This window comes from Novosphingobium sp. 11B (assembly GCF_054589055.1).
Window position 1 is genome coordinate 6,545 of the sequence record NZ_BAAILP010000239.1, and the last position, 25,241, is coordinate 31,785.

At 64.0% G+C, this 25,241-nt stretch carries 20 protein-coding genes; 8 read left to right on the forward strand and 12 right to left on the reverse strand.

The genetic code is table 11. The annotated features are described in order from the left end of the window. A partial coding sequence (locus ACYPYD_RS21080; protein ID WP_459665287.1) for a TonB-dependent receptor occupies positions 1-2,413 on the reverse strand: 2,413 nt, incomplete at its 3' end. Between the two features lie 149 nt (positions 2,414-2,562). On the opposite strand from ACYPYD_RS21080, the gene ACYPYD_RS21085 reads away from it, so the two are divergent. Next, a complete protein-coding gene (locus tag ACYPYD_RS21085) occupies positions 2,563-3,570 on the forward strand; it encodes an NADP-dependent oxidoreductase (protein ID WP_008828685.1) in 1,008 nt (335 codons plus the stop codon). After that, positions 3,570-4,361 carry a ThuA domain-containing protein gene (locus tag ACYPYD_RS21090; protein ID WP_008828684.1) on the forward strand — a complete coding sequence of 264 codons (792 nt, stop codon included), beginning with the start codon at positions 3,570-3,572 and terminating at the stop codon, positions 4,359-4,361. The genes ACYPYD_RS21085 and ACYPYD_RS21090 overlap by 1 nt, the downstream gene beginning before the upstream one ends. Before the next feature lie 4 nt (positions 4,362-4,365). On the opposite strand, the gene ACYPYD_RS21095 is transcribed toward ACYPYD_RS21090, so the two are convergent. From ACYPYD_RS21095 to ACYPYD_RS21105, 3 genes are all read right to left on the reverse strand, one after another. Beyond that, the gene (locus ACYPYD_RS21095) at positions 4,366-4,707 is read right to left on the reverse strand and encodes a hypothetical protein (protein ID WP_036524981.1); all 342 of its coding nucleotides are present in this window, start codon (positions 4,705-4,707) and stop codon (positions 4,366-4,368) included. Positions 4,708-4,790: 83 nt separating this feature from the next. After that, complete coding sequence (locus ACYPYD_RS21100; RefSeq protein ID WP_008828682.1) at positions 4,791-5,555, reverse strand: SDR family NAD(P)-dependent oxidoreductase; 765 nt, start codon at positions 5,553-5,555, stop codon at positions 4,791-4,793. Between the two features lie 91 nt (positions 5,556-5,646). Continuing rightward, a complete protein-coding gene (locus ACYPYD_RS21105; RefSeq protein WP_459665289.1) occupies positions 5,647-7,971 on the reverse strand; it encodes a TonB-dependent receptor in 2,325 nt (774 codons plus the stop codon). A gap of 153 nt (positions 7,972-8,124) precedes the next feature. On the opposite strand from ACYPYD_RS21105, the gene ACYPYD_RS21110 reads away from it, so the two are divergent. Both ACYPYD_RS21110 and ACYPYD_RS21115 read left to right on the forward strand, forming a co-directional pair. After that, the gene (locus ACYPYD_RS21110) at positions 8,125-9,138 is read left to right on the forward strand and encodes an NADP-dependent oxidoreductase (RefSeq protein ID WP_459665290.1); all 1,014 of its coding nucleotides are present in this window, start codon (positions 8,125-8,127) and stop codon (positions 9,136-9,138) included. After that, complete coding sequence (locus ACYPYD_RS21115; protein WP_459665292.1) at positions 9,135-9,851, forward strand: SDR family NAD(P)-dependent oxidoreductase; 717 nt, start codon at positions 9,135-9,137, stop codon at positions 9,849-9,851. Before ACYPYD_RS21110 ends, ACYPYD_RS21115 begins: the two co-directional genes overlap by 4 nt. A 139-nt stretch (positions 9,852-9,990) precedes the next feature. On the opposite strand, the gene ACYPYD_RS21120 is transcribed toward ACYPYD_RS21115, so the two are convergent. From ACYPYD_RS21120 to ACYPYD_RS21135, 4 genes are all read right to left on the reverse strand, one after another. Continuing rightward, positions 9,991-11,451 (reverse strand): lipopolysaccharide biosynthesis protein, encoded by a 1,461-nt coding sequence (locus tag ACYPYD_RS21120; protein ID WP_459665295.1) that lies wholly within the window; start codon positions 11,449-11,451, stop codon positions 9,991-9,993. Then, a complete protein-coding gene (locus ACYPYD_RS21125) occupies positions 11,448-12,842 on the reverse strand; it encodes a glycosyltransferase (RefSeq protein WP_459665298.1) in 1,395 nt (464 codons plus the stop codon). Before ACYPYD_RS21125 ends, ACYPYD_RS21120 begins: the two co-directional genes overlap by 4 nt. Before the next feature lie 319 nt (positions 12,843-13,161). After that, on the reverse strand, positions 13,162-13,977 hold the full coding sequence (locus tag ACYPYD_RS21130) for an acyltransferase family protein (RefSeq protein ID WP_459665300.1): 816 nt from the start codon (positions 13,975-13,977) through the stop codon (positions 13,162-13,164). Beyond that, entirely contained in the window at positions 13,967-16,123 is a 2,157-nt protein-coding gene (locus ACYPYD_RS21135) for a GumC family protein (RefSeq protein ID WP_459665302.1), read from the reverse strand. Before ACYPYD_RS21135 ends, ACYPYD_RS21130 begins: the two co-directional genes overlap by 11 nt. Before the next feature lie 214 nt (positions 16,124-16,337). On the opposite strand from ACYPYD_RS21135, the gene ACYPYD_RS21140 reads away from it, so the two are divergent. After that, on the forward strand, positions 16,338-17,444 hold the full coding sequence (locus tag ACYPYD_RS21140) for a glycosyltransferase (RefSeq protein ID WP_459665304.1): 1,107 nt from the start codon (positions 16,338-16,340) through the stop codon (positions 17,442-17,444). After that, positions 17,437-18,519, forward strand: coding sequence for a glycosyltransferase family 2 protein (locus tag ACYPYD_RS21145; protein ID WP_459665305.1), 1,083 nt, complete (start codon positions 17,437-17,439; stop codon positions 18,517-18,519). The genes ACYPYD_RS21140 and ACYPYD_RS21145 overlap by 8 nt, the downstream gene beginning before the upstream one ends. Before the next feature lie 20 nt (positions 18,520-18,539). On the opposite strand, the gene ACYPYD_RS21150 is transcribed toward ACYPYD_RS21145, so the two are convergent. Further along, positions 18,540-19,328 (reverse strand): anti-sigma factor family protein, encoded by a 789-nt coding sequence (locus tag ACYPYD_RS21150; RefSeq protein ID WP_459665307.1) that lies wholly within the window; start codon positions 19,326-19,328, stop codon positions 18,540-18,542. Further along, positions 19,325-19,834, reverse strand: coding sequence for an RNA polymerase sigma factor (locus ACYPYD_RS21155; RefSeq protein ID WP_008832829.1), 510 nt, complete (start codon positions 19,832-19,834; stop codon positions 19,325-19,327). The genes ACYPYD_RS21150 and ACYPYD_RS21155 overlap by 4 nt, the downstream gene beginning before the upstream one ends. An 86-nt stretch (positions 19,835-19,920) precedes the next feature. On the opposite strand from ACYPYD_RS21155, the gene ACYPYD_RS21160 reads away from it, so the two are divergent. After that, the gene (locus ACYPYD_RS21160) at positions 19,921-21,165 is read left to right on the forward strand and encodes a S8 family serine peptidase (protein WP_459665308.1); all 1,245 of its coding nucleotides are present in this window, start codon (positions 19,921-19,923) and stop codon (positions 21,163-21,165) included. A 110-nt stretch (positions 21,166-21,275) separates the two neighbouring features. Next, positions 21,276-22,055: a hypothetical protein gene (locus ACYPYD_RS21165; RefSeq protein ID WP_459665309.1), complete on the forward strand. Its 780-nt coding sequence runs from the start codon at positions 21,276-21,278 to the stop codon at positions 22,053-22,055. Between the two features lie 132 nt (positions 22,056-22,187). On the opposite strand, the gene ACYPYD_RS21170 is transcribed toward ACYPYD_RS21165, so the two are convergent. Together ACYPYD_RS21170 and ACYPYD_RS21175 are read right to left on the reverse strand one after the other, a co-directional pair. Further along, on the reverse strand, positions 22,188-24,434 hold the full coding sequence (locus ACYPYD_RS21170; RefSeq protein ID WP_459665310.1) for an FdhF/YdeP family oxidoreductase: 2,247 nt from the start codon (positions 24,432-24,434) through the stop codon (positions 22,188-22,190). 124 nt (positions 24,435-24,558) lie between these two features. Further along, the coding region (locus tag ACYPYD_RS21175; RefSeq protein WP_459665312.1) for a LysR substrate-binding domain-containing protein at positions 24,559-25,241 on the reverse strand (683 nt) is incomplete at its 5' end.

The window sequence follows — 25,241 nt, forward strand, 5'->3', positions numbered from 1 at the left end:
CAGTGCCGGTGCCGCCGCCGGTCGAGGGGCCATCGACCACGCCGGTGACGTAGAAACGGTTGGTCAGGTTCTTGCCGATCAGGGCGATCTGCCAGTTGTCGTCCTCGGCGCCGAAGCGCACGCCGGCATCGAGCGTCACGTACTTGCTCTGGCGCGACAGCGGGTTGCCGAAGCCGGAAGCGAGATAGCTGGCCGAGTACTTGCTATCGACGTTGAAGCCCAGCTTGTTGGCCGATCCGATCGAGACTTCGTAGCCGATGCCGAGGTTGCCGGTCCAGCGCGGGGCCACCGAAAGCGGTGCGCCGGTCAGGCTCTGGCGGCTGTTGCCCGACAGGTTGCAGCCTTCCGCCGGGGTCTGGCCCGCATAGCACGGCGCCAGCGGGAAGTCGGTGTAGGTCGCCTTGTCGTAGTTGATGGAGCCATGGATATCGAGCCCGGCGATGCCGTTGGGCGCGAACTCGAACTCGGCCTCGATGCCCTTGGTGCGTGCGTCGGCGGTAAGGGTCTGGAACGCGAAGATCGGCGAGTTGAAGAAGTCCACCTGCAGGTTGCGGTACTTGTAGGTGAACGCCGTGACGTTGAAGCGCAGCTGGCGATCGAGCAGAGTGGACTTGAAGCCGATCTCGAAGCCTTCCGCCTTCTCCGGATCGAAGGTGAGGTCGGCGGTGGGATCGCTCGAGAACTTCGAGTTGATGCCGCCGTTGGAGAAGCCGCCGGACTTGTAGGCGGTCTTGTAGGCGCCGTAGACCATGAGGTCGGGCGTCGGCTTCCAGGTCAGCGTGGCTTCCGGCGACCAGTTGGTGAAGTGCTGGCGCGCGGTCACGACGCCAAGGCCGTCGGGGTCGTTCTGATCGCGGAAGATGCCGAGGACCAGCGGGTTGTTGTAAGGCTGCGTGAAGAAGCTGTTCTTCGTCTCGTCAGTGTAGCGCACGCCGCCCGCGAGTTCGAGGTCGGGCAGGATCTTGTAGGTCATCTGGCCGAAGACGGCCATCGTCTCGCCCTTGGTGAAGCTGCTCTTCGCGGTGGTGACGTATTCGTAGCCCTCGGGCGCATCCGAATTGGAGACGCCGCCAGTCAGCACGAACTGGTCGAAGTCACGCCGCGTCTTCTGGTAGAGCATGCCGACCATCATGTTGAACGGCCCGTCGAACTGGGTCAGCGCGCGCAGTTCCTGGCTGAACGCCTTCCACGAGGAGTTCTCGGTCGCCCAGGTCGGGCCGATGCCGTTCTCGCTGCCGCCCGACTGGAAGTCGCAGGCGCAAGCCCAGCGGTTGTTGTTCCACTGGTAGTTGGTGACGGAAGACAGCTGCAGCTGGTCCGCATCGTACGTCAGGTTAAGCGTGCCGCCCGCCGAACGGTACTTGTTGTAGAGCGAGCCGTCCTTCTTCGCGTAGGGATAGGTCGCGGCGATGTCGGCGGGCATGTTGTTCTGGTGGGTGACGAAGTCCTTGCCGCAGGCATAGCCGTTGAGCTGTGAGGTATCGCCGTCGCCGCACCGGTAGGCCACGTAGTTCCACGAGGAGTTGTTGACCGTGCTCTGGTCGAAGCTGCCCTTGAGGGTGGCGGTGAAGCGGTCGGTCGGTTCCCACTTCAGGGTGGCGCGGGTGAGGAATTCCTCTTCGCCCGGCGCCTTGCGTGCGGCAGGCTGGGCGACATGGGTGGTCGCATCGCCGGTGCCGCCTGCGAGGATGCTGGCGGAGTCGATCTCGGTGTAGTTGATGGGATCGGCGACGTTGCGATAATAGCCGCCGTCCATCTTGGTATAGCGCGCGGCCAGACGGAAGCCGAGGGTGTCGCTGATCGGGCCGGAAAGGTAGCCTTCCAGGCGGTACTGCTGGCTCTTGATCTCGTAGCCGCCCTTGACCATGCCCTCGAACTTGTCGGTCGGGTCGGCAGTGGTGATCGAGATCACGCCTGCCGTCGCATTCTTGCCGAAGAACAGCGCCTGCGGGCCTTTCAGGACCTCGACGCGGGCGAGGTCGAAGAAGCCTTCGTTGATGACGCGGCCCTGCCCATAATAGGCGCCATCGACGACGACCGCGACCGACTGCTCGATGCCGATCGAGGTCGAGGACGAACCGATGCCGCGCAAGGTGAGCTGCGCGCCCGAACCGTTCGAGGCGCGGCCGACGCTGAACTGCGGGGCGATCGCGGTGATCTTCTCGACGCTGGTGACATCGCGCGTGGCGATCTGCTCGGCGGAGATGGCGGTGACGGCAACGGGCACGTCCTGCACGGATTCCTGCCGCTTGCGCGCGGTGACGATGATCTCGTTGAGGCCGCCCTTCTGCTGGGCCGCGTCATCCTGAGGAGCGGCAGCCGGTGCCTCTGCAGACGTATCCTGGGCCATGGCCGGAGACGCCACCATCGTCAGCGCCGTGGAGACGAGCAGGACGGATTTGGGGACTCGCATTTCAGAAACCTCCCGTTTTGTAATCGTTCTTGGCTGCTGGTTAGACCCGTCGCGGTTGGGGGGCGTCCTGTGCAAACGGATAGCCCTATCAGTTTGGACAGGTGGCCTCGGCGGGGCTGCGCGCGAGGGTCGGGCAGAGGAGACCTGAATTGACGCGCTGCCGTTTCTGGCGACTGGATCGCCACCCCGAAGGAAATACCGATTTCGCCCGTTTCCTGAGCTTGCAGGAAGAAGACTGCGCGCCGCTGGCCGATGGCGAAGTGCGTATTGCCACCGAGTGGCTTTCGATGGACGCGGGCACGCGCATGTGGATGAGCCCGCGCACCGACGGCTATCAGCCGCCGCTGCCGCTGGGATCGAAGATGGTCGGCCTCGTGCTCGGCCGCGTGATCGAGAGTGCGGACGCGGGCTATCCGGTCGGCGCGCTGGTGCGCGGCTTCGGGCAGTGGGCGGACGTCGCCACCGTGGTCCCGGCGCTGACCGGGCTGGAAGTGGTGGACGAGACGGTCGCCGATCCGCGCCAGCATTTCGGCGCGCTCGGCATGAATGCCTGGACGGCCTATGTCGGCGTCAAGGAAGTCGCGTCGGTGAAGCCGGGCGAGTGGCTGGTCGTCTCGGCGGCGGCCGGAGCTACGGGAAGCCTCGCCTGTCAGGTCGGCCGGAACCTCGGGGCGAAAGTCGTCGGTATTGCGGGCGGGGCGGACAAGTGCCGCTACCTGACCGAAGAGGTCGGTGTCGACATGGCGATCGACTACCGCAATGAGGACGTCGACGCGCGATTGGCCGAAGTGCCGGGCGGGGTGAACGCCTTCTTCGACAACGTGGGCGGGCCGATCCTCGACGCGGTGCTCGGCAACATGGCGCATTACGGGCGCGTCGCAGTGTGCGGAATGGTCGCGGGCTACGACACCGATGCGCCGATGCCGGGACCGGCGAAGTTCGATCAGGTGCTGATGCGGCGCCTGCGGATCGAGGGCTTCTTCATCCCCGACTTCCTCCATCGCGGCGCCGAATTCATGCCGCAACTGCGCGAATGGCTCGATGCCGGGAAACTGGCGGTGCGCTTCGACGAGACCGCCGGGCTGGAGAATGTCCTCACCGCCTACGAACGGATGCTGACCGGCAAGAACATCGGCAAGGTGGTCGTGAAGCTCTGATGCCGACGATCCGTCATCGCGCTCCGATCCAGTGCCTGGTCGCCGTACGCGGGCATCCGTTCGATCGTACTGCCTTTGATGCGCTGTTCCAGTCGATGGAGGGTATCAGCGCGACGATGGTGGACCAGCCCGCAGCGGCCAAGCTTATGAACACTGACGGGATGCGCGGCTTCGATGCGCTGGTGCTCTACGATATGCCGGGCCTCGATTTCGAGGTAGAGGTGGGAGCGCCGCTGCATCTTGATCCGCCACCGGGACTGGCTGACGGCTTTCGCGCGTTGCTGGAGGAGGGCAAGGGCGTCGTCGCGCTGCACCACGCGCTGGCGGGCTGGCCGACTTGGGACGAATATCACGAATGGCTGGGCGGGCGGTTCCTCTACCATCCGGGCACGGTGCGCGGACGACCGGTGCTCGATAGCGGCTATGCGCACGGCGTAACATACGATGCGGTGGTTCTGGCGGAGCACCCGGTGACGGCCGGCCTGCCACCGCGCTTCACGTTGACCGACGAGACCTACCTTGCGGAGATCTTCGCAGAGGATGTGACACCTTTGCTGCGGGCAGACATTCCCTTCACGCGCGAGCAGTTCTTCTCCGCCGAACTGGCGGTCCGGGGACGCATGTACGACCGCGAGGACTGGGACCATCCGCCGGGCAGCGATCTGATCGGCTGGACGCGTGAGGTGGGACGCAGCAGGCTGGTCTACCTCCAGCCGGGTGACGGGCCATCGGCTTACGACGATGTGAATTACCGGCGGCTGGTGGAGAACGCGATCCGCTGGGTCGCGTGAGCGTTCAGTCGTTCGCGGTGAGCCGATCCAGCCAGGCGCGGGCCTGCTTGGGCTCGCCCACGGCCTGCGAGTCCACCGGGCCGCGCTGGCGCAGGAATTCCTGGTGGAGTTCGAAAGGCTCCATGAACAGCTGTTCGCGCGCGGTGTCGATCTCTTCGGCGAGTTCGGTCAGTTCGGCGATCGTCGGAGCTACGGCTGCGCGTGCAGCGCGGTCGGCATTGTGGTCGAACAGGCCCCACTTGCCTGCCGCACAGACCTTGAGCGCGGCGATCAGCGCCTCGCGGTAATCGACCTCGAGGTCGGCGCGGCGGGTGTCGAGGCGTTCGAGACGGTCTGCTTTGGCCATCCGGCGGCGGTAGAACGGGGCAGCGCGGACTGCAAGTGCCGCAATCCTCCCCATCGCTGCGCGACAGGGAGGATCAGGAGCGATCACATCGCGGTCACGCCGCCGTCCACGGTGAATTCGCAACCGGTGACGTAGTTCGCCTCGTCGCTGGCGAGGAACAGGTTCATGTTGGCGATGTCGACAGGGCTGCCCATGCGCTTCATCGGAATGCCGGAGACAATCTCCTTGAAGCCCTCGGGGTTATCCTGGCGGGCGACGTCCTGCATGGCGGTTTCGATCATGCCGGGATGGACCGAGTTGCAGCGGATGCCCTCGGCCGCGCATTCCAGCGCCACGACCTTGGAGAACAGGCGCACGCCGCCCTTGGCCGCGCCGTAGGCTCCGCACATCGGCACGCCGACCAGCCCGCCGATCGAGGAAAGGTTCACGATCGAGCCGCCGTGGCCGACCTTGCGCATCAGCGCCACCGCGCGCTGGGTGCCGAGGAACACGCTGTCGAGGTTGACCTTGTTCTGCTTCTCCCAGTCGGCGAGGGAGAGTTCCTGCAGCGGCTTGAGAATGGCGATCCCTGCGTTGTTCACCAGCACGTCGAGACGCCCGTGGCCCTGCTCGATCGCAGAGATGGTGTCATCCCACGAAGCTTCGCTGGTCACGTCCTGTGCCAGTGCCTCGGCCTGGCCGCCTGCCTCACGGATCGACGCGGCAACGCCTTCGGCGTCTTCCAGCCTGAGATCGGTGACGTAGACGAAGGCACCTTCCTCCGCGAAGCGCTGCGCGGTGGCGGCGCCGAGGCCCCGGGCGTTGCCCGCGCCGGTTACCAGAGTGATCTTGCCTTCGAGACGGCCCATTTCATGTACTCCTTCTTCAAAGTGAAGGGTGCCCGGCGCCGCCCCCAGGGACTGACGCCGGACACCCCATTTCCCCCGCTGGGGTAACAGGTCAGAATTTCACGCCGACGGTGGCTCCGTACGTGCGCGGTTCCAGTGCCATGCCGAACGAGAACAACCCGGCCACGGTGAACGCGTGCGTCGTGGTCTTCTCGTTGGCGAGGTTGCGGCCGAAGACGCGGAAGTAGGCTTCCTTGTCGCCGACATCGAAGTTGAAGGTCAGGCTGGCATCGACGAGGTCCTGCGTGGTGGTACGCACGCGGGCATCGTTGCCATTGACCGTCACGCCGGTCACGTCGCCGCTGCCGTCGAGCGTCGGCGTCAGGGATTGTTGCGAGATCTGCTCATCATAAGGGCTGATGTGACGCCACCCGGCGGTGGCGACGACCTTGCCGAAGCTGGTCGGGATCTCGTAGTCGGCATTGACCGAGCCGGTGAACTTGGGCGCATAGATCAGGCGGTTGGCGGAGTAGTTGAACGGAACCAGTCCGGCGCCGCAGCTGTTGGCCGCCGCCGTGCCCCCCGCATAGGCGCCGCAGGTCACGAAGTTGCGGAAGTGCGACTTCATGTAGGCAGTCGAGGCGGTGATCTTGAACTGCGGGGTGATGCGCAGGGTGGCGTCGGCCTCGATGCCCTTGATGATCGCGCCGCCCGGCACGTTGCCGGTGATCGTCTGGTTGCCGAGCGGGCCGCCGGGAACCGTCAGGTTCTGCTGCATGTCCTTGTAGTCGGACACGTAGCCCGCAACGTTGAATTCCAGCTTGCGATCGAACGCCGAGAGCTTGGCGCCCACTTCGTAGGCGTCCACGGTCTCGGGCTGGAACGGGGTGCTCGCGGTGGCGGCGGTGGCCGCGCGGGGGCTGAAGCCACCCGAACGATAGCCGCGCGACCAGCTGGCATAGAGCATCACGTCGCTGCTGGGGCGATAGTCGATGCCGACCTTGGGCGTGAACTTGGTGAAGTTCGCGTCCCCGGAACCGATCAGGCCCGCCGTGGCGAAGCTGTTGGTCAGCTTCTTGTTGTCATGGCTCCAGCGACCGCCGAAGGACAGGCGCCACTTGTCGGCGAAGGCCCAGTTGAAGTCGCCGAAGAAGGCGTAGCTGGTGGTCTTGCCGACGTTGGTCTGGGCGTTGGTATCGAACTCCATCGGCGGAATGCTCGGATCGAAGCCGAAGAAGCGCGTCCACTGCGTCAGGCTGTACTTCGAATGGAAGTAGTACCCGCCGACAACGTAGTCGAACCCGGTGAACAGGTTGCCTGCAGCGCGCAGTTCCTGGCTCCACTGCGTGTACTTCTGGCGGCGATCGACGTAGTAGAGATCGCTCGACGAACCATCGAAGTCCTGGGTCTGCGCTTCCTTGCTGTGCCGCCAGCCGGTGATCGAGCTGAGCTTGATGCCGCCCAGGTCGTAGTTCATCTGCAGCGTGGCGTTGGGTGCCTTGTAGGTGCTCTTGGCGGGCAGGGTGAACACCGTATAGAGGTCGGTGGTGTTGTTGCGACCGCACTCGTTGGCGGGGATCAGGCCGCAAAACAGTTCGGTGCTGTTGGTCAGGTTGCTGACGACCGGCTCGAAGCTCTGCACCACGTTCTCGATCGAAAACTGGGCGTCGAAGCCCGATCCGGCAGGCTCGAACAGCAGGCTGGCGCCGTAGCTGTCGGCCTTGCTGCCGCCCGCGCGGGTGTTGCGGATGGCATTGCGGTAGAAGCCGTCGGACTCGTTGTGGAAGTACCAGCCCTTGATGCCCCAGGTCTCGCCGTCGCCATAGTTGACGATGGCCTTGCCGGCCCAGGTGTTCCAGCGGCCGTAGGTGAATTCGGCCTTGCCGCCGGGCTCCATGGTGGGCTTGGTGCGGGTGATGTTGATGACGCCGCCGATGGTGTTGGCGCCGAACAGCGTGCCCTGCGGCCCGCGCAGCACTTCGATCTGGGCGATGTCGAAGGCGTCCTGCAACTGGCCGGTGTTGGTGCCGATCGTCACCCCGTCCACCACGACGCCGACGGTCGGGGTCTGCGACTTCTCGATGTCGGCATAAGTCAGGCCGCGGATCGAGATGTTGGCCGCCTGCGCGCCTGAATTCTGCTGGGTGATGAGCAGGCCCGGCGCGGCGCCCTGCAGGTCGCCGATGTTGGCCGAGGCCTTGTTCTCCAGCATCGCCGCGCTGACGGCGGTGATCGCGATCGGGGTTTCCTGCAGTGTTTCCGAGCGGCGGCGGGCCGAGACGATGATCTCATTCGGATCGACAACGGCGGTGTCGGCCGCCTGCGGGGCGGCGTCCTGCGCGAAGGCGGGTGCCGAAATACAGGTCAGTGCGCTGGATGCGAGTGCGAGCTTGATGAGCGCGGTGTTCCGCGCTCCGCGAACATGTGCGGATGCCATCAGTTTATCCTCCCGGTGCGGCCGCGATTCTGTGAGGCCGTCTTCCGGTGGTCACTATGCATCGGATCGTTTCGCGCCCTACCTGTCGATTTGCACAGGTGCAGGTTTGCGTCCGAAATCGGACCACTCGCATAAATAGAGGAGATCGATGCCATGGCCGAGAACCGGCGATTCCTGCTTGCGCGCAGGCCGGAAGGGGAACCCGTTCCCGAAGACTTCATGCTGGTGACCGAACCTGTCCCCGCGCCGCCGCCCGGCGGTATCGTGGTGCGCAACCATTACGCCTCTCTCGATCCGGCCCAGCGCGGATGGATGGACGATACGGAAAGCTACATGCCGCCGATCCCGCTCGGCGATCCGGTGCGCGCAACGACGGTGGGCGTGGTCCATGCCTCGGACAACCCGGACTTCGCGGTCGGCCAATGGGTGATGGGGCTCAACGCACTGGAGGACTACTCGGTCGCCATGCCCGGCGGCTTCACGATGCCGATCGATGTAGAGGCCGTGGCGTCGCCGTCGAACTTCCTGTCCGCACTCGGCGCGGTCGGGCTCACGGCCTACTTTGGGCTGACCGAAGTGGCCAAGCCTCAACCGGGCGAGACGCTGCTGGTTTCGGGCGCAGCAGGCGCCGTAGGCTCGGCCGTCGGCCAGATCGGCAGGATCATGGGCTGCCGCGTGGTCGGCATCGCAGGTGGTGCGGAAAAGTGCCGCCGCCTGATCGACGACTACGGCTTCGACGCCGCCATCGACTATAAGGGCAAGGACCACGCGAGCCTCGTCTCCGAGATCGCGGCGGCCGCTCCCGACGGCGTCAACGTGGTGTTCGAGAACGTCGGCGGCCCGGTGCTGGAGGCAGAGGTCTTCACCCTCGCGCATCATGCCCGGATCGTCCTGTGCGGCCTCATCGCCGAATACAACACGCCCGAAAAGCTGGGCCTGCGCAACTTGTGGCAGATACTGGCCCGGCGCGCGACGATCCACGGGTTCCTGATCGCCGACTACGCGCACCGCTTCGCTGAAGGCGGCGCGCAGATGGCGCAATGGTTGGCAGAAGGAAAACTGCGCGCCGACGAGGACGTGCAGGAAGGGCTCGAGAACGCCTACCCGGCCTTCATGCGGCTGTTCTCCGGCGCGAATACCGGCAAACTGGTGTTGAAGATCGCATGAGCGCGGGCAGGCTGGCGGGCCGCAGGGCCATCGTTACCGGAGCAAGCTCGGGCATCGGTGCGGCCGTCGCCGCGCGGCTGGCGGCGGACGGGGCGCAAGTCTTCACCGCCGACATCCAGGGCGAAGTGGACTTCATCGCGGACCTTACCGAAGCGGATGCCAATGCGCGACTGGTCGCCGCCGCGATAGAGCGGATGGGCGGGCTGGATACGGTTGTCCCCTGCGCCGGGATCAGCGCCTTCCATCCTCTGGAGGGGCATGACGACGCGTACTTCCAGCGCGTGCTCGACGTGAACCTCGTCGCCGTGTTCCGTCTGGTGCGCGAGGCTACTGCGCACCTGAAAGCACACGGGGCAGGGCGCATCGTCACGATCGGCTCGACCACCTCGACATATGGGGATGAGGGCCTGTGTGCCTATTCGGCATCCAAGCACGCAGTGCTGGGCTTCACCAAGTCCGTCGCAGCGGAGCTGGGGCCTTTCGGCGTCACCGCCACGTGCGTCCAGCCCGGCGCCATCGACACGCCGATGACGGCTCCCGCGTTCGACCAGATGCCGGAATACCGCACTTTCTGGGAAGGTAAGGCCCCGCTACGCCGCCTCGGGCAAGCCGGGGACATCGCCGATGTCGTGGCCTTCCTGTGCAGCGAGGACGCGCGGTTCGTTTCCGGCCACGGCCTGTGGGTGGATGGCGGCGCGATGGTGCGGCATTGATCGCCAAAGGTGGGGACGGAGCAAGACCCAAAGCCGATCGGGATCTGGCGAGATAAATCCGCCGCAATCCCTCGTGCCGCATGTTTGCGGGTTGGTCCGGCACGCCGAGCCGACGGCGCTGCGATCGGTCGATAAAAGGTCAGCGCGGCGCGTTCCTGCACAACCTGCTGCGAAGCATGTCCCGCGCTTGGACAAGAATGGCAGGGTCCTGCCATATGTATGAACCGACATAGATCACGACCCCTGAGGGCAATGCGAAGGCTATGATCCCCAGTGGCGATATGGACGCTTCGCTCGTCCGCACACATGCAAGTATCAGCACAACCATGAGTGCGCTGCTGCTCAGCGCAGGCCGAAGGCTTGCGAAAACGTCGCGAAACGGAATTTCCAGGCGTTTGCGCAGCAAATAAAGGCCATAAGGCAGAACGAGATAGCCACGAACCACTCCCGTCATCAACATGGCCTGCCACCCCCAGTCGTGGACCGCTGCCGCGGCCGCCAGACCAAGCACGATCTGCGTGGAGGTCCATGCCAGAACGGTCCGGGATTCTCCTGCCGAGGCGATGGCCGCCACGACAAGGGTGTTCATCTGCGAAGGAACTACGGCGCACGCGAAAATCCGGATCGCGTCGGCCACGGGTTCCCATCCCGGACCGAAGACAAGGTCCACGACCTGACGTGACAGAGCCAGCGTGCCGAAGAAGGCGGGGAACATGACGAACGCCGACAACCGGCTCAGGCGCAGATACGTCGTTCGCATGGCCTGAAGATCGTGTGCCGTTCGCGCCAGAACGGGCAGGGCGATCTGCTGGAACGGCGCATAAGTAACCTGGTTCAACACCTCGACGATGCGTGATCCGGCCCGAATGAATGCAACGGCCGCCGGGCCGACGAGAATGCCGGATATGACCTCGGCGCTGCGGATGTTGATCTGGTTGAGCGTGCCGGCGATGCCCAGATGAACCCCGAAGCGCATCATATCGCGGCAGGCGGCGCATTTAAACCTCGGCCTTGGCATCCAGCCGGTACTTATCCACGCACTGACAGCCATGGCGGCAGAAGCACCGATCCGTTGTCCGACAAGAGCCCACACGCCAAATCCGGCCAAGGCAAGGGGCAACCCGACCAGCGCGCCCGCCAAAGAAGCGGCAAGGCTTCTTGCAGCCATGGAGCGGAAGCGCAGTTCACGCTGCAGGCGCGCGGTGTGTATGGTTCCGAGCGGGGTGATCGCGAAGATCGATGCGAGCGCAGCGACGATGGGGGCGAGTTCGGGCTGGTCGAATAATCGTGCGAGCAGCGGGGCGGCGGCGACAGTAACGACGCAGCATAGAAGTCCGCATGCCAGGTTGGCCCAGAACGCGGTGTCGGCGTCTTCTTCGGTAAGTGAGCGGCGCTGAACCACTGCTTCATTCATGCCGATGGTGCTGAGCGTCAGCAACAAGTCGATGACGAGGGCCGCCATCGCGACAAGCCCGAATGCAGGTGCTCCCAGCAAACGTGCCAAAATGGCAAAGGTCAGGAACGACAACGCTTGCGTCCCGAGGCTTGAAGCCGTGGACCAGAACAGCGGCTTCGCGACGTCAGGCGAAATTCTGTTCATGATCGGTTTCGGACTTTTGGATCGGCGTCCAGGTCGGGGCGATTGTCCTCCAGCCACGCGATGAACGCGGCATGGCAGACTTGTGGAGAAAAGTGCGTTCTGGCCGCCGATAATGCAGCGGTGCCCAGAGCCAGACGGTGTTGTTCATCCTCAAGCGACAATACCGCTTCGGCGAATGCTTGCGCTTCGTCCGCAACACGTATGACGGGCCGGCATTCGTGCTCCACACCTTGCAAAGTCACGCTGGTAGCAACCACGGCCTTGCCTTGCGCCATCGCTTCGACGAGCTTGATCTTCAGTCCCGACCCAAATGTCAGCGGCGAGATCACGACTGCCGCCGCCGCGTAGATCGAGGCAAGATCGTCAATTATTCCGTGGAACCTGACCCCTTCTGGTGCTCTTCCAGGAAAGGCGAGGGCCACAGATCCGACGACATCCAGCGTTGTCTCCGGAGACCTTGATCGGACGGTTGGCCAGACGTTTTCGAAGAACCATTCGAGACAGACGACATTGGGCGCGGTGTTGCTTCCCACGAAGAGGAGGCGTCCGGTCGCTCCTGGCTGTGCGGCCTCGACGGGACGGACTGCCATTGGCGCCAGTATCGTTCTGGCCACGGGCACATGTTCGGATACGAAGCCGGCCTCATCGGCCTGGATGGCCAGGACCGCGTCGGCGCGGCGCAATAATGCAATTTCCTGATCTCTATCGAGGTAACATACTGAATCGCGGCCGCCGGATGCGATTTTGCGGCGATGGAACAAGTCGTGCATCACGATTGCGCCGGGCAGGTCGGGCAGCAGGTCGAGAGCTTCCGCCTGAAAGGCATAGTCGGCGATGACAAGGTCCGCGCGCGCTCTGGCGTGCCTGATCACGAACGACCGGTCGGAATTTCGCCACGCGGCCGCTATGGAATATGGGCGTGGTCGATCTTTCAGCCATGTTGCGGTCAGTCCCGCGCGCCGAAACCATCGGATCATGATGGCGAGAATGGCATCGCGAAAAACGCCGGGATCGAGTGATATGACCCATGATCCCAATTTCAGCACGCTGCGGATTTCATGCGAGTGAAACACACTCATTTCAGGCCGTAAGCGCATGACCGGCCACCGTCCCATAATATCTGGAGACGGCTGCAACAGGTGAGGCGTAAACCCGGCGCCTTTGGCCGCGTCAGCGAGATCCAGCAGATACGCGCTACTGCCGTTCGTACGGCCGATGACCCTTTGCCGACTTATGAAGAAAATATCGCCTTTTGAAGGCGTACGATTTCGGTAAGAGTTATCTTTACTGATAAAATTTACGGGAAACGATATAAAATCCAGAAGAAATTTTTTCGGGCGCAGAAAAAATTCTAATGATGTTTGCGCGCTGGATAGCATAAAATTCTTCATATATTTTGCATACGTTTCAGAGAATGTGATTTCGAATGCGGATGAAATGCCAATTTTTTATCTATAAATTTATTGGCATAATTTCGATATATTGAATCAATTTTTGTGATTATTGATGCCGATATAACAATAAATAAGGCGTATAAAGGAAGCATAAGCGTGTACTGGAAGTTGGATATAGCCTCCATCACGTGTTTGATCGGCGCATGTAGCGCGTATATCGGGTAAGATACTGCTCCTAGCCAATCTAAAATTGCACGGTTGGCTGGCGAAGGTATTGATTTTGCCCCAAGCATTACAAGTAATGGTGAAAAAATCATTACAAATGCCAGATCGTAAGCCGCTCTCGCACGCCCACCAAATTAGGGATCAAAATTAAGACACAGATCATCAGGAGAACAGGAGTCGAAATGCATGGCACCTTTGGAACCCAGTACCTTCGGGTGCCATCAAGCAGTACGCCAAAAGAAAACGAGAACGATACCCGCGACAATGCAACGAACCAATCTTGTAATACCACTCCATGATCAAGGTCACCGAAAATAACTACCGATAGGAGCAACCCCGCGAGACCCAGTACCATCCAGCACAGCAAGCCGATCGCCGTTTTGCGAGCAGAGGATCGCCGCGTTCGTGTCAGCCTTGCCGCGTATATCGCGTTTGCCACGAGTTCGTAGAACAGTGACCATGCGGGCGGATTGAAAAGAAATATGCCCCACGGAACGAACACGTTAGGCAGCATCAGCAGGTTGGCTGGTAATCCGGTAACGATGGCGAACAGACCGGGGCCTTGATCGGGACTGAACAGGCTCCGGCGCAATGCGAGCGAGAGTCCGATGAGCGTCCCGATCGCCATGACGGGTTGCAGGCGTACAAAACGCATCACCAAGAACTCGCGCAATCCCATGCCTTCTCGAAGCCGGGTTCCATAAGCATGGGCAATCACGAAGCCGCTTAGTACGAAGAAAAAATCCACTGCCAGATAGCCGCTTGCGAACAGCGAGCCCGCTGCGGCCGGCCGCCCTGGTGCCGCAAGAGTACGTAAGTGATAGAACAAAACCGAAAACGCGGCGATGCCGCGTAGTGCGTCCAGCGCAGCAAAGCGCTGGGGGGCTACAGTGTCGTCAGTCGACATAGTAACCCTTGAATTTCTTGTGGTAGCCAAATGCGTCGGTGAGCCCCGCGCTGGCGAATTCCTTGATGTTCACCAGGCTGAGCGCAACCCCTCCCACCTTGCCGCCCCCTTGAGCGAGGAGGTCAAGAGTCGTCCGCACCGCTTTTTCCGGCGTTCGGCGCCAGCGTGCGATGACCAGAGTCTTGTCCGATAGCCTGGATACCATCCGTGTTTCGGCCACGCCCAGAACGGGTGCAGAATCGATGATGATGATGTCGAAACCCTCCCTCAGGCCAGCGATCAGACGCGCCATGGCATCTTCCGTTATCTGGTCTTCCGGGCTCCGTTGGCCGAGGGTTGGCAAGATATGCAAGCCGGTACGATCTTCGCGCACCAGCGCTTCGTCGATCCGGATCGTACCATCCAGAACACGGAACAGCCCTTCGGCATTCCTGCCGGGTAACAGGGCGTCGGAAGTCGAGTGATGGCGTACGTCGGCGTCCACCAGCACGACACGCTGCTTGCCGATGGCCAAGGTTCGAGCCAGGCACATCGAAGTGGTGGACTTGCCCTCCCGGGGAAGAGCGGATGTGATGGTGAGGACTTTGGCCGTGCCGTCCGACATCGTGAGTCCAAGGTAGGTTGCAAGATTACGAAGGCTTTCGGTGAACAGCGACATCGGCCGCATTGTCACATAGTCCTGAGGCAGGATACTTTCCGCTTTTGCACGAGTTGCCGAGGACAGGATCGGAATGGCTCCTGCATAGACCGCGCCTAGGCCCGTCTCGATGTCGGCGCGGGTCGCAACCGTATCTTCCAGATATTCCGTGACCGCCATCGTCAGGCATGCAGCTATCGCTGCTGCTGCAAGCCCGGCAAGCGCGCCGAGAAGATAGCGGGGTGAGGAAGGGGTATCAGGTACACGTGCCACAGACGCGATCGTCGCGTCTGCGTTGGGCAACGCGCCGACCTGCGCGGTCTCTTTTGCACGCGTGAGGTAGGCGTTGTAGATTGCCCTGCTTGCCTCGGCTCGTCGCTCGAGTTCCAGGCGGCCCACTTGCGCCGAACTGTTCTGCGCCAGCGAGCCTTTCGCCTGTGCGCGACTTGCGAGCAACGAGCCGAGTCGGGATTCCGCAATCTGCACATCGCCGCGCAGGCCGGAGATGATGCGCGTCAATTCGGCACCGAGTTGACTGCGTACGTCGGCAAGTTCGTCGCGAGCTTCGACGACGTCGGGATGGAGCGCTCCATAACGCGCATCCAGTTGGGCCAGGCGGGCACTGGCCTGCGCTTCCTGCTGCCGCAATTGCCTGACCGTTTCCGACGCGAGCGCGCTGCCGGTATCGGCCCCGCCTCCACCGCGCGCGATCTGGGTCTGAGCAGCGCTCAGCTTTCCGCGCTGTTCGGCCAGTTGCGCCTGCGAGTCCGCGATCTGGCGATTGAGTTCGGAGACTTCCTGCTCGGCCATGGTCGCGCCTTGCGCGCTCATGAGATTGTTGCGGATCATGTAGTTCTGAAGCGCCGCATCATCGGCGACCGCCTGGCGCTGCAGAGTGCTTGCCTGTCCTTCGACATAGCGCGCGGACTGGCTGTTGCGCAGTTGCTTCTTGGTGCTGTCGAGTTGGATGTAGCGCCCTGCCAGCGCGTTGGCGATCCTTGCCGCGTTCGCAGGGTCGGTGGAAGAGACCGAAATCTCGACGAGATATGTCACACCAACACGCCGAACATGACTTTGCGCCAGAAGGATTTCGGCCGTCCGGCGCTCGCGCTCTGCCGCGGATGCGGCGGGATCGATCTTGCCGCTGAACTCGCGTATGCGTGCGAGACCCAGTTGGCGCACCACGTCCAGCGTCAATGCCGGCGAGCGGACAACTTGCACCGCAGTGTCGATCAGGTTGTCATCCGCAGGTGCCACGAAGCCGCGGTCGTTGATCTTCACCGGTTCCGCCTGCCGCGGCTCCAGCAGAAGCGTGCTTGTGGCGGTATAGGTGCGGGGCAGCAAGGCCAGTAGGGTTGCGGCGATCGTCAGAGTGATCACGAAGGCCGAAGCGAATGCCCACCTGCGCCTGAAGAAAAGCGCGCCTATTTCAGACGCCTCGGGAAATAGTCGAGCGGTTGCCCGGACGGATATTTCATCCGCTGCGGCGCCATGAATCCTGTTGCTCAAGGCGTTGCTCCAAATAGGATCATCTAAACATTGAGGCACATGCAGCAATGCCTAAGCATGTCGTCCGTAAAGCGTTGCGGTCGTCCTAGGTGTAATGCCGATACGCCCCGTCGCTGGAAACAGCATTTCGCTCCATTTTGAGATGGAGTTTCGGGGTTTTCAGATGGAATTGGATCAAACTGTCAGGGCATCGGTGGCGTATCTCGTGCATGACATGGACGACACCGCCGTTCGTCGGAGAGTCGATCTGCTTTTGGGAGAGGGTTTGGCGGTGGCTCTTGGCGGCTTTCACAGGCGCGCATCGGTGATGGACACCGACATCGCGCATCGGGTGCTTGATCTGCGCCGCACTGTTGATCTGGGCCGCACCATGGATGCGCGATTGATGCAGCGTGCGGCGGCGGTGGCGCGACATCTTCTTGATCCGGCAGCGGTTCGGGAGCTTTGCTACGGAGCTTCGGTGATCGTCGCCCGAAACCTCGAGATGCTCGTGCTCGCGTGGCGTGTGCGCCGGCGCGAGCAGCGCCTGGTCTACGAATGCCTGGATATCCATCGGCTGATGCTCGGCGGGGGCTGGAAATCCCGTATGCTCAGGTGGCTGGAGCGGTGGTTGCTGGCGCGCACGGACCTGGTGATCGTGAGTTCACCGGCGTTCGCGGATCGCTACTTTTCGAAAAGGCAACGGCGCTCCGAAGGCGTGATACTGGTGGAGAACAAAGTGTCCCGCTTGCGGTCCGGTGTGCCTCCCTTGCCTAGATCCTCCAGTGATGCCCCCATTGTCATCGGGTGGTTCGGAATGCTGCGTTGCCGCAGGACCTTCACGCACCTTGCCCAACTGGCACAGCGGGCGAGAGGGCGCGTGGAAGTGGTGATCGCCGGCATCGCCAGTCCTGCCGAATTCCCCGATTTCGAAGCGGAAGTGTCGAAGATCCCACGGATGCGATACCTGGGAGCCTATCGCCTCGAAGACCTGGCAGACCTTTATACCGGTGTCGATTTCGTCTGGGCCATCGACTATTTCGAGGAAGGGATGAATTCGGAATGGTTGTTGCCCAACCGGCTCTACGAAGGCCTGGCCCATGGCGCGATACCCATCGCCTTGAAAAGCGTCGAAACCGGGCGCTGGCTGGCGCGCCGTGATGTCGGGTTGTTGTTGGACGATGCGGACAGCGAACTGCCCGATCGATTGCTGGGGCTGACCGCCGATGAGCGATGGCGCATGCAGGTCGCCATTGCCGCCTTGCCGGATAGCGCACTTCATCAGGCCCTTTCCGAGCGCCGTGCCATAGCCGAGGCCATCTTAGGGCGTGCCCGTGCCTGATTTCGACGGTGCCGACATGCTCATCGTCGTACCCTGCCTGAACGAGGAAGCGTACCTGCCCGCCTTGCTGGCAAAGCTACTGCGCAATGTGGGCGGTGCGCTGGTCGTGGTGGCCGATGGCGGAAGTACCGATCGAAGCAGGGACATCGTCAGAAATCTCGCCTCCAGGCACGATAATCTGGTGCTGCTGGAAAATCCCAAACGGATGCAGGGCGCGGCTGTAAACCTGGCGGCTCGCCGCTATGGCGCCGGACGGCGCTGGCTGGTGCGGATCGACGCACATGCGCGATACCCGGAAGAGTTCGTCCCACGCCTCGTGCTTTCGGCGCAGGGCATGCGGGCGACCTCGGTGGTCGTGCCGATGACCACACGGGGGACGGGATGCTTCCAGAAAGCGGCGGCTGCGGCGCAGAACTCCGTGCTGGGCACAGGCGGCGCCGTGCATCGCCACGTCGGAAGGGGGCAGTGGGTCGAACATGGCCACCACGCCCTGTTCGACCTCGTCCTGTTCATGATGGTGGGAGGATATGACGAGGATTTTGCCGCTAACGAGGATTCCGAACTCGATCGCCGGCTTATCGCCGCGGGCGGCCGCATCTGGCTCGAGCCGGATGCTGCGATCGTCTACCACCCTCGTGCCTCCGTGAGCGCCCTGTTCAGGCAGTATCGCAATTACGGCAAGGGTCGCGCGCGCAATCTCAAGCGACATCCGGCACCGTTGAAGTTGCGCCAGATGCTGCCGATCGGCGTGCTGCCGGCAATCGCCACTGCACTGAGCGCATTTGCGGCGGCGCCTTTCGGGTTCGGAGCGATGGTGCTGGCAATACCTATGTCATGCTGGTTGGCGGTGTCGCTCGTCGGCGGGGCGTTGCTCGGCATGCGCGCGCGATCGGGATGTGCGGCCTGCTCCGGAATTGCCGCGATGACGATGCATGCTGGCTGGTCGCTGGGCTTCATAGGTGAGGCGCTGAGCAGGCGCAGGATGCCGCCGTCACCATCGTCGCTAAGGCTCGATCCATTGCCCGATGAGCCATCGATGGATGAAACACCGCTGCGGGTGGCACAGGCTACCTGATCAGCCGGTCTGGCGCAGCCCTATTTGCTCCACCGTGCTGCGCGCGCAGCCCGTTCTTGCGCGGCGTCAAGCGGATCGCCTGAGGCCATCGCTTGCGCCGCGGCCATGAGATCTCCCGCGGCCGAGCCGGCTTGTCGGTATTCGCCGTGCGTGGTGGCCTCGTTAGTCATCGCCCGGCGCAGGACCCAGCCTTCGCTGTCCTTGCAGGCGATGCCCGAACTGGCGCCGGCGTCGTAGACGCGGCAATAACCGCCGTCACTGCGCCGGAAGCTGGTGAGAATCCGCAGCTTGCCGGTTTCATCGCTGGACGCGAGCTTCTCGTCGAGGCCCCTGGCCAGCATGCCTGTCGCCACAAGCGCACCGCTTGAAGTCACACCGGCACCGTCATCTGCAATGCGCGTTCCGAAGAACAGTCCCAGCACGAGCGAGGCGGCGATCGCTGCTCCCATGCCGGACCAGCGCGGCAGCGTGAAGCGGCGCGAACTGGCGGCGCGTGTCTGCCTGTCCCGGCGCGCGCGCGCGGCGGTGAAATCGAGAATCCGGGCGGGTTCGTCCGACTTGGCGTCGATCATCTCCGCTTCGACGTCCTCTGCCGCAGCGGCTGCGATCATCAGGGTCAGGCTTTCCGGCACCGGCTCTTCAGCGACGGGATCGAAGTGGCTGCGCAGTAGCGCACGCAGGCGCTGCTGCTCCTGGAGTCGCGACGAAAGCGTGGGGTCGGCGGCAATCGCATCGGCCACTCGCTGCCCGTCGGCGCCGGACAGTTCGCCATCGGCATAGGCGGCGAATTCCTCCTCGCTCACGGTCATGCGATTTCTCCGAGTTCGCGCAACAATGCCTCACGGCCACGCCCGAGCCGCGAGGTGAGCGTGCCCTGCGGCACGCCGATGATTTCGGCCGCTTCCTTGTAGGCAAAGCCCTCGACCAGCACGAGCACTACCGCTTCGCGCTGGTCGTCGGGCAGACGGGCGAGGGCGCGGCCGACATTACCCAGTTCGACCATGTTCTCGGCATCGCGATCACCGGGTGTGCCGACGTTGGCGCCTTCCTCCTCGTGAGTGAAGGTCTGCGAGCGCCGCGTCCTTGCCCGTACTTCATCGATCCACTGGTTGCGCATAATCCTGTAAACCCAAGCGTCAAGCCGCGTGCCGTCCTGCCACGACTGGCGGGACTTGAGCGCGCGCTCGACCGTCTGCTGGCACAAGTCGTCGGCGTCGGCCGCATCACGGGCGAGGCCCCGCGCGAAGCGCCGCAGGCGCGGCAGCAGGGCGGTGAGTTCCTCGCAGAAACGGTCTTGGCTCGTCGATGCGTTCATCGAAATGTCTTGTCCGCAGGATGAAACGGACCGACTGCCGCGTTTCATCCCTGAATGCCACGAAATTTTTGCTATCGGATGGATCGATGAGAAATCGCACCCTTCTTTCGGCCGGGATTGCCGCCATCTTTCTCGTCTCGCCGTCGGTGCCGGTCGAAGCGCAGCTCGGTGGTGGGCTGCCGATGGACCTGCCCGGGACCGTGGGCCGGGTGCGCGATACGCTCGGCGACATTGCCGGGCCGGTGATAGAGCCCGTCGGGCGGATCGTGAGCGACGTGCGCGCGCTGGCGAACGAGCGGGTGCGGCGGCTCACCCGGCTGGTCGCCGATCACGGCGACCGGGTCGAGTGGGACGAGCAGCACCAGCCTGCCGTGCGGGGCGAAGTGCTGATGCTGGACCCCGACGAGGCGGCGCTCGATACGGCCCGGCGGCAGGGGTACAATGTGATCGAGCAAGGCGCGCTGGAAGGGCTCGATGTACGCTTTGCGCGCCTCGAGGTGCCGTCAGGCGCCTCTCTGGCCAAATCGGTGGAGGACTTGCGAAAGACCCTTCCTGGCCGGGAGATCAGCGCGGATCAGTTGCATTTTCCTTCGGGTGGCACCCCCACGCAGGACGGCAAGGCGGTATCCGGCGCGCTTCCACGCGGCGGCACTGTCGGGGTCATCGACGGCGGCATCGGTGGTTCGACGCGGCTTGCCTCGCAGCGTGGCTTCGCGGCGGGAGCGCCGAAAACAAGCGACCATGCCAGCGCGATCGCCTCGCTTCTGACGGGGGCGGGGACTGCGCGTATCTATGGCGCCGATGTCTATGGCTCGGACCCGGCGGGCGGCAATGCGCTGGCGATCGCAAGGGCGCTGGGGTGGATGCAGGTGCAGGGTGTGCCGGTGGTGTCGATCAGTCTGGTCGGTCCATCCAACCCGCTGCTGGCGCGGGCGGTGGCTTCGGCGCAGAGCAAGGGGATGACGGTGGTGGCGGCGGTCGGCAATGACGGCGCGGCTGCTCCGCCTGCCTTTCCGGCGTCCTATCCCGGGGTAATCGCGGTGACAGGCGTGGACGGATCGGGGCGCGTGCTGATCGAGGCGGGGCGTGCCTCGCACCTCGATTATGCCGCGCCGGGAGCGGACATGTCGGCGCTGGTGCCGGGCAAGGGCCGTCAGTCGCTGCGCGGAACGTCCTATGCTGCGCCGCTGGTGGCGTCGCGTATCGCGGCGCGGCGGGCACTCGTCAGAAGTGCCGCAGAGGCGCTGAAAGCCGTGGATTCCGAAGCCATCAAGGGGCAGCGCCGAACCGGACGCGGCGTGTTGTGCAACATCTGCCGATCGGGCCTTTAGAAAAAATCTGAAATAATTTCATCGGCCATGGATGAAAGCGAAATGGCCATCCGTTCCTTCCATCAGACACCCCGGACGGGGCCAACGACAACAAGGAAGGAGCAAATCCCATGAACAAGCTCTCACTTACGACCGCCATCGCAACTCTTGCCCTGATCGCCGCGCCAAGCGTGGCCAATGCCCAACTGCTGGGCGGTGGCGGCCTTGGCGGATCGCTCGGCGGTGGCCTCGGCGGCTCGCTGGGCGGCACCATCGGCGGTGTCGGCAGCTCGATCGACGGGACCATGGGCGGTGCGGGCGACATCAGCGCCTCGCGCGCCAGCCGCAGCGTTTCGTCGCGGGCCTCGGGCAATGCCAGCGGCCACGCCAGGAAGTCCGTGACCAAGCCCTCGGTTTCGGCGCCGGATACCTCGGCGGTGACCGGTGCAGCCGATAGCGCCCGCTCGCAGGCCAGCGGCCTCGTCGACTCCGCCCGCTCGACGGCGGGTAGCGGTTCGGCAACCGGCACGGGTTCGGCCACGGGCTCGCTCGCCGGTTCACTGACGGGATCGGGCGCGAACGGCTCGGCTTCGGGCGCGGGCGATCTCGCCGGTTCGGGCAGCTTGCCTGATACTTCGGGCGTGACCTCGCAGGTTGCGGGTATCGCGACCGGGACGGCTCAGGCAGCCCGCTCGGCCGCGGCAGAGAAGGCGCAGGCGGTCGGCAGCCAGGCCCGCGATGCGGCGTCCAGCGCGGCGAACAGCTCAGCCTCGGGTTCGGGTAATGGTTCTGCCAACGCGCAGGCGGGCAAGCGCAGCGCCAACGTGACCGGCTCGGGCAGCGGTTCGGCTTCGAAGAGCGGTGCGAATGGTTCGGTCGGCCTCGGTGCCAGCACCAGCCGCGACCAGTAAGTTCCGCAGATAAGCCTTCGTCAGAAAGGCGTGCCTAACACCGCCGCGTCGCTTCCATCCCCCACCAATGACGCGGCGGCCTGCGCCCCCGGGAGAGACCACTCACTCTCGGGGGCGTTCTCATGCGTGCGATCAGGCGGCAGCGCGGATGGTGACCGGGATCGACTTGTAGGCCGGGGTGCCGCTCGCGGGGTCATAGTCGTCCAGCGGCACAAGGCAGTTGGCCTCCGGATAGTAAGCCGCCAGCGAGCCGCGCGCGATGGCATGGCGGACCAGCGTGAAGCCCTTCAAGGTGCGCCCGGCCGGGGTGGTGACGTCCACTTTGTCACCCTCGGCCAGACCCAGCATGGCAAGGTCCACTTCATTGGCGAAGATCACGTCGCGGCGGCCGGTGACGCCGCGATAGCGATCGTCAAGGCTGTAGATGGTGGTGTTGTACTGGTCATGGCTGCGGATCGTGGTGAGCAGCAGCGAGCGCTCGACCTGTTCCTCGGCTTGGGGGTGCGCGATGAACTGGGCCTTGCCGGTCGGTGTCTTCCACGTGCGGGTGGCAGGGCCGATGGTGAGGCGGAATCCCCCCGGCTCGCGCACGCGAATGTTGAAGTCGCGAAAGTCGGGATAGACGGCCTCGATGCCGTCGCGGATGCGGTCGTAGTCAGCGACGAGCGCGGCCCAGTCGATGCGGGTGTGCGGCATCGCCGCCTGCGCCAGTCCGGCAACGATCGCCGGCTCGGAGCGGACCTCGGGGCCGGGCGCCTTGAGCTTGCCGCGTGAGGCGTGGACCATCGACATGCTGTCCTCCACCGTCACCCATTGCGGGCCGGCGTCCTGCACGTCCAGTTCGGTGCGGCCGAGGCAGGGGAGCACCAGAGTCTCCTTCGCCGTCAGCAGGCAAGTGCGGTTGAACTTGGTGAGGATATTGACCGAAAGGTCCAGCCCGCGCACCGCGGCGAAGCAGGCCTCGGGATCGGGCATGGCGACGGCGAGGTTGCCGCCGAGCGAGATCAGCGCCTTCGAGTGTCCGGAGCGCATGGCGGCAAGGGCTTCGACTGCATTGTGGCCGTGATGGCGGGGCGCGGCGATGCCGAAAGCGTCGTCGAGACGCTGCAGCATGTCCTCGGTCGGCAGTTCGGTGATGCCGACGGTGCGGTCGCCCTGTACGTTGCTGTGGCCGCGCAGGGGGCAGATGCCCGCGCCCGGCTTGCCGAACTGCCCACGCAGTAGCAGCAGGTTGGCGATCGCCTGCACGTTCTGGGTGCCGTGCTTGTGCTGGGTGATCCCCATGCCGTAGCAGACGATCACCCGCTCCGCCTTCATGTAGACTTGCGCCATGCTCTCGATGGCATCGCGCGTCAGGCCGGAGGCGACCTCGATCCAGTTCCAGCTGGTGGCATCGAGATCGGCCCTGAGTGCGTCCAGCCCTACGGTGTGATCGGCGATGAAAGCGTGGTCTAGGGCGTCGGCCTCCACCACCAGTTTCATCATGCCCTTGAGCATCGCCATGTCGCCGCCGATGCGGACCTGATGGTAGGCAGAGGCGAGCGGGGTGGAATGGGTCGAGAGCATTTCGGTGGGATGCTGCGGCGACTTGAAGCGTTCGAGTCCGCGCTCGCGCATCGGGTTGGCGACGACGATGGGCACGCCGCGCTTCGATGCGGCGGCCAGCGTGCCGAGCATGCGCGGGTGGTTGGTGCCGGGGTTGTGGCCGATGCAGAAGATCGCGTCGGCAAGGTCGAAGTCCTCCAGCGTCACCGTGCCCTTGCCGATGCCGATCGACTTGGGCAGGCCGGTGCTGGTCGCCTCGTGGCACATGTTCGAGCAGTCGGGGAAGTTGTTGGTCCCGAACTCGCGCGCGAAGAGCTGGTAGAGGAATGCGGCCTCGTTGGATGCGCGGCCGGAGCAGTAGAATTCCGCCTGATCGGCGTGGGCGAGGGCCTGCATCGATGCACCCGCGCGGGCGAAGGCTTCGTCCCATGTGATGGGCACATAGTGGTCGGTCTCGGCATCGTAGCGCAGCGGTTCGGTGAGGCGGCCCGCGTCCTCCAACTGGTGATCGCTCCAGGACCACAGTTCGGTGGCGGTGTGGCGCGCGAAGAAGTCGGGATCGACGCGCTTGACGGTGGCTTCCCAAGTGACGGCCTTGGCGCCGTTCTCGCAGAACTCGAACGAGGAGGTGTGCCGGGGATCGGGCCAGGCGCAGCCGGGGCAGTCGAAGCCGTCGGGCTGGTTCATTTGCAGGAGCGCGCGCGTGTCGGGGCTGGCTTTCATCTGCTCGCGCACCGTGCGCGCCACCGCTCGCAGCGCGCCCCAGCCGCCCGCCGGCCCCGTGTAGTCGCTGATGCCTTGGGGGCGGTTCTCGGGTTCACGCGTTTCGCTCATGACTCTGGTACTCGCTGCATGGTGGCGCGGCCGGTTTAGCATCCCGCGTCGGAAAATCCGACGGTACAGGAGTATGCTTTGTGCGCGGACCTGGTTGCATGCTGCGCAGCACAGAGCGGCACCATCAGAGGTCCTCTATCAGCGCGGTGGGCACTTCGTAGCCCCATTGCGCATACTTGCGCGCGATGACGGCGGCCATGAGCGCCAGTTCGGGTGAGCGGTCGCCGGGGCGGTGGCTCATGATGATCGGCGAGGTCGCAGGCTCCACGAGTTCGCGGAAGGCGACGTCGTGGCTGCGGGCGCGGCGGACCGATTCCGGGACGATCGCCATGCCTTCCTGCGCCGCGACGAGGCCGATGGCGATCTGCAGTTCGCGCGCCTCGTGGACCACGCGCGGTTCGATGGAATGGTCGCGGAAGAGCGAGATCACCTGGTCGGCATAGCTGGGACGCGGTGCGCGCGGGTAGAGAATTTGCGGTTCGTCGGCGAGTTCGCGCAGGGAGATCGGCTCCTCGCCGTTCGCGAGCGGGTGATCCGTCGGGAAGGCGGCGATGAGTCTTTCGTCGCGCAGGATGATGCGCCGTACTGCCGGATCCTCGAACCGGATACGACCGAAGCCGACGTCGATACGCCCGTCCTTGAGGGCGGCGATCTGGTCGAGCGTCGTCGCTTCCACCATGACCAGTTCGACGTTCTCGGCGACCTTGCGGAATTCGCGGATCAGTTCGGGCAGGCGCGCGTATATGGTGGAGGCGACGAAACCGATGACCAGGCGCCGGCGCCGACGGGTCGCCGCCGCCTTCACCA

Coding starts and splice junctions, on each gene's coding strand:
- ACYPYD_RS21090 (WP_008828684.1), top strand. CDS start 3,570: ATGCCGACGATCCGTCATCGCGCTCCGATCCAGTGCCTGGTCGCCGTA.
- ACYPYD_RS21095 (WP_036524981.1), bottom strand. CDS start 4,707: ATGGCCAAAGCAGACCGTCTCGAACGCCTCGACACCCGCCGCGCCGAC.
- ACYPYD_RS21100 (WP_008828682.1), bottom strand. CDS start 5,555: ATGGGCCGTCTCGAAGGCAAGATCACTCTGGTAACCGGCGCGGGCAAC.
- ACYPYD_RS21105 (WP_459665289.1), bottom strand. CDS start 7,971: ATGGCATCCGCACATGTTCGCGGAGCGCGGAACACCGCGCTCATCAAG.
- ACYPYD_RS21110 (WP_459665290.1), top strand. CDS start 8,125: ATGGCCGAGAACCGGCGATTCCTGCTTGCGCGCAGGCCGGAAGGGGAA.
- ACYPYD_RS21115 (WP_459665292.1), top strand. CDS start 9,135: ATGAGCGCGGGCAGGCTGGCGGGCCGCAGGGCCATCGTTACCGGAGCA.
- ACYPYD_RS21120 (WP_459665295.1), bottom strand. CDS start 11,451: ATGAACAGAATTTCGCCTGACGTCGCGAAGCCGCTGTTCTGGTCCACG.
- ACYPYD_RS21125 (WP_459665298.1), bottom strand. CDS start 12,842: ATGAAGAATTTTATGCTATCCAGCGCGCAAACATCATTAGAATTTTTT.
- ACYPYD_RS21130 (WP_459665300.1), bottom strand. CDS start 13,977: ATGTCGACTGACGACACTGTAGCCCCCCAGCGCTTTGCTGCGCTGGAC.
- ACYPYD_RS21140 (WP_459665304.1), top strand. CDS start 16,338: ATGGACGACACCGCCGTTCGTCGGAGAGTCGATCTGCTTTTGGGAGAG.
- ACYPYD_RS21150 (WP_459665307.1), bottom strand. CDS start 19,328: ATGACCGTGAGCGAGGAGGAATTCGCCGCCTATGCCGATGGCGAACTG.
- ACYPYD_RS21155 (WP_008832829.1), bottom strand. CDS start 19,834: ATGAACGCATCGACGAGCCAAGACCGTTTCTGCGAGGAACTCACCGCC.
- ACYPYD_RS21160 (WP_459665308.1), top strand. CDS start 19,921: ATGAGAAATCGCACCCTTCTTTCGGCCGGGATTGCCGCCATCTTTCTC.
- ACYPYD_RS21165 (WP_459665309.1), top strand. CDS start 21,276: ATGAACAAGCTCTCACTTACGACCGCCATCGCAACTCTTGCCCTGATC.
- ACYPYD_RS21170 (WP_459665310.1), bottom strand. CDS start 24,434: ATGAGCGAAACGCGTGAACCCGAGAACCGCCCCCAAGGCATCAGCGAC.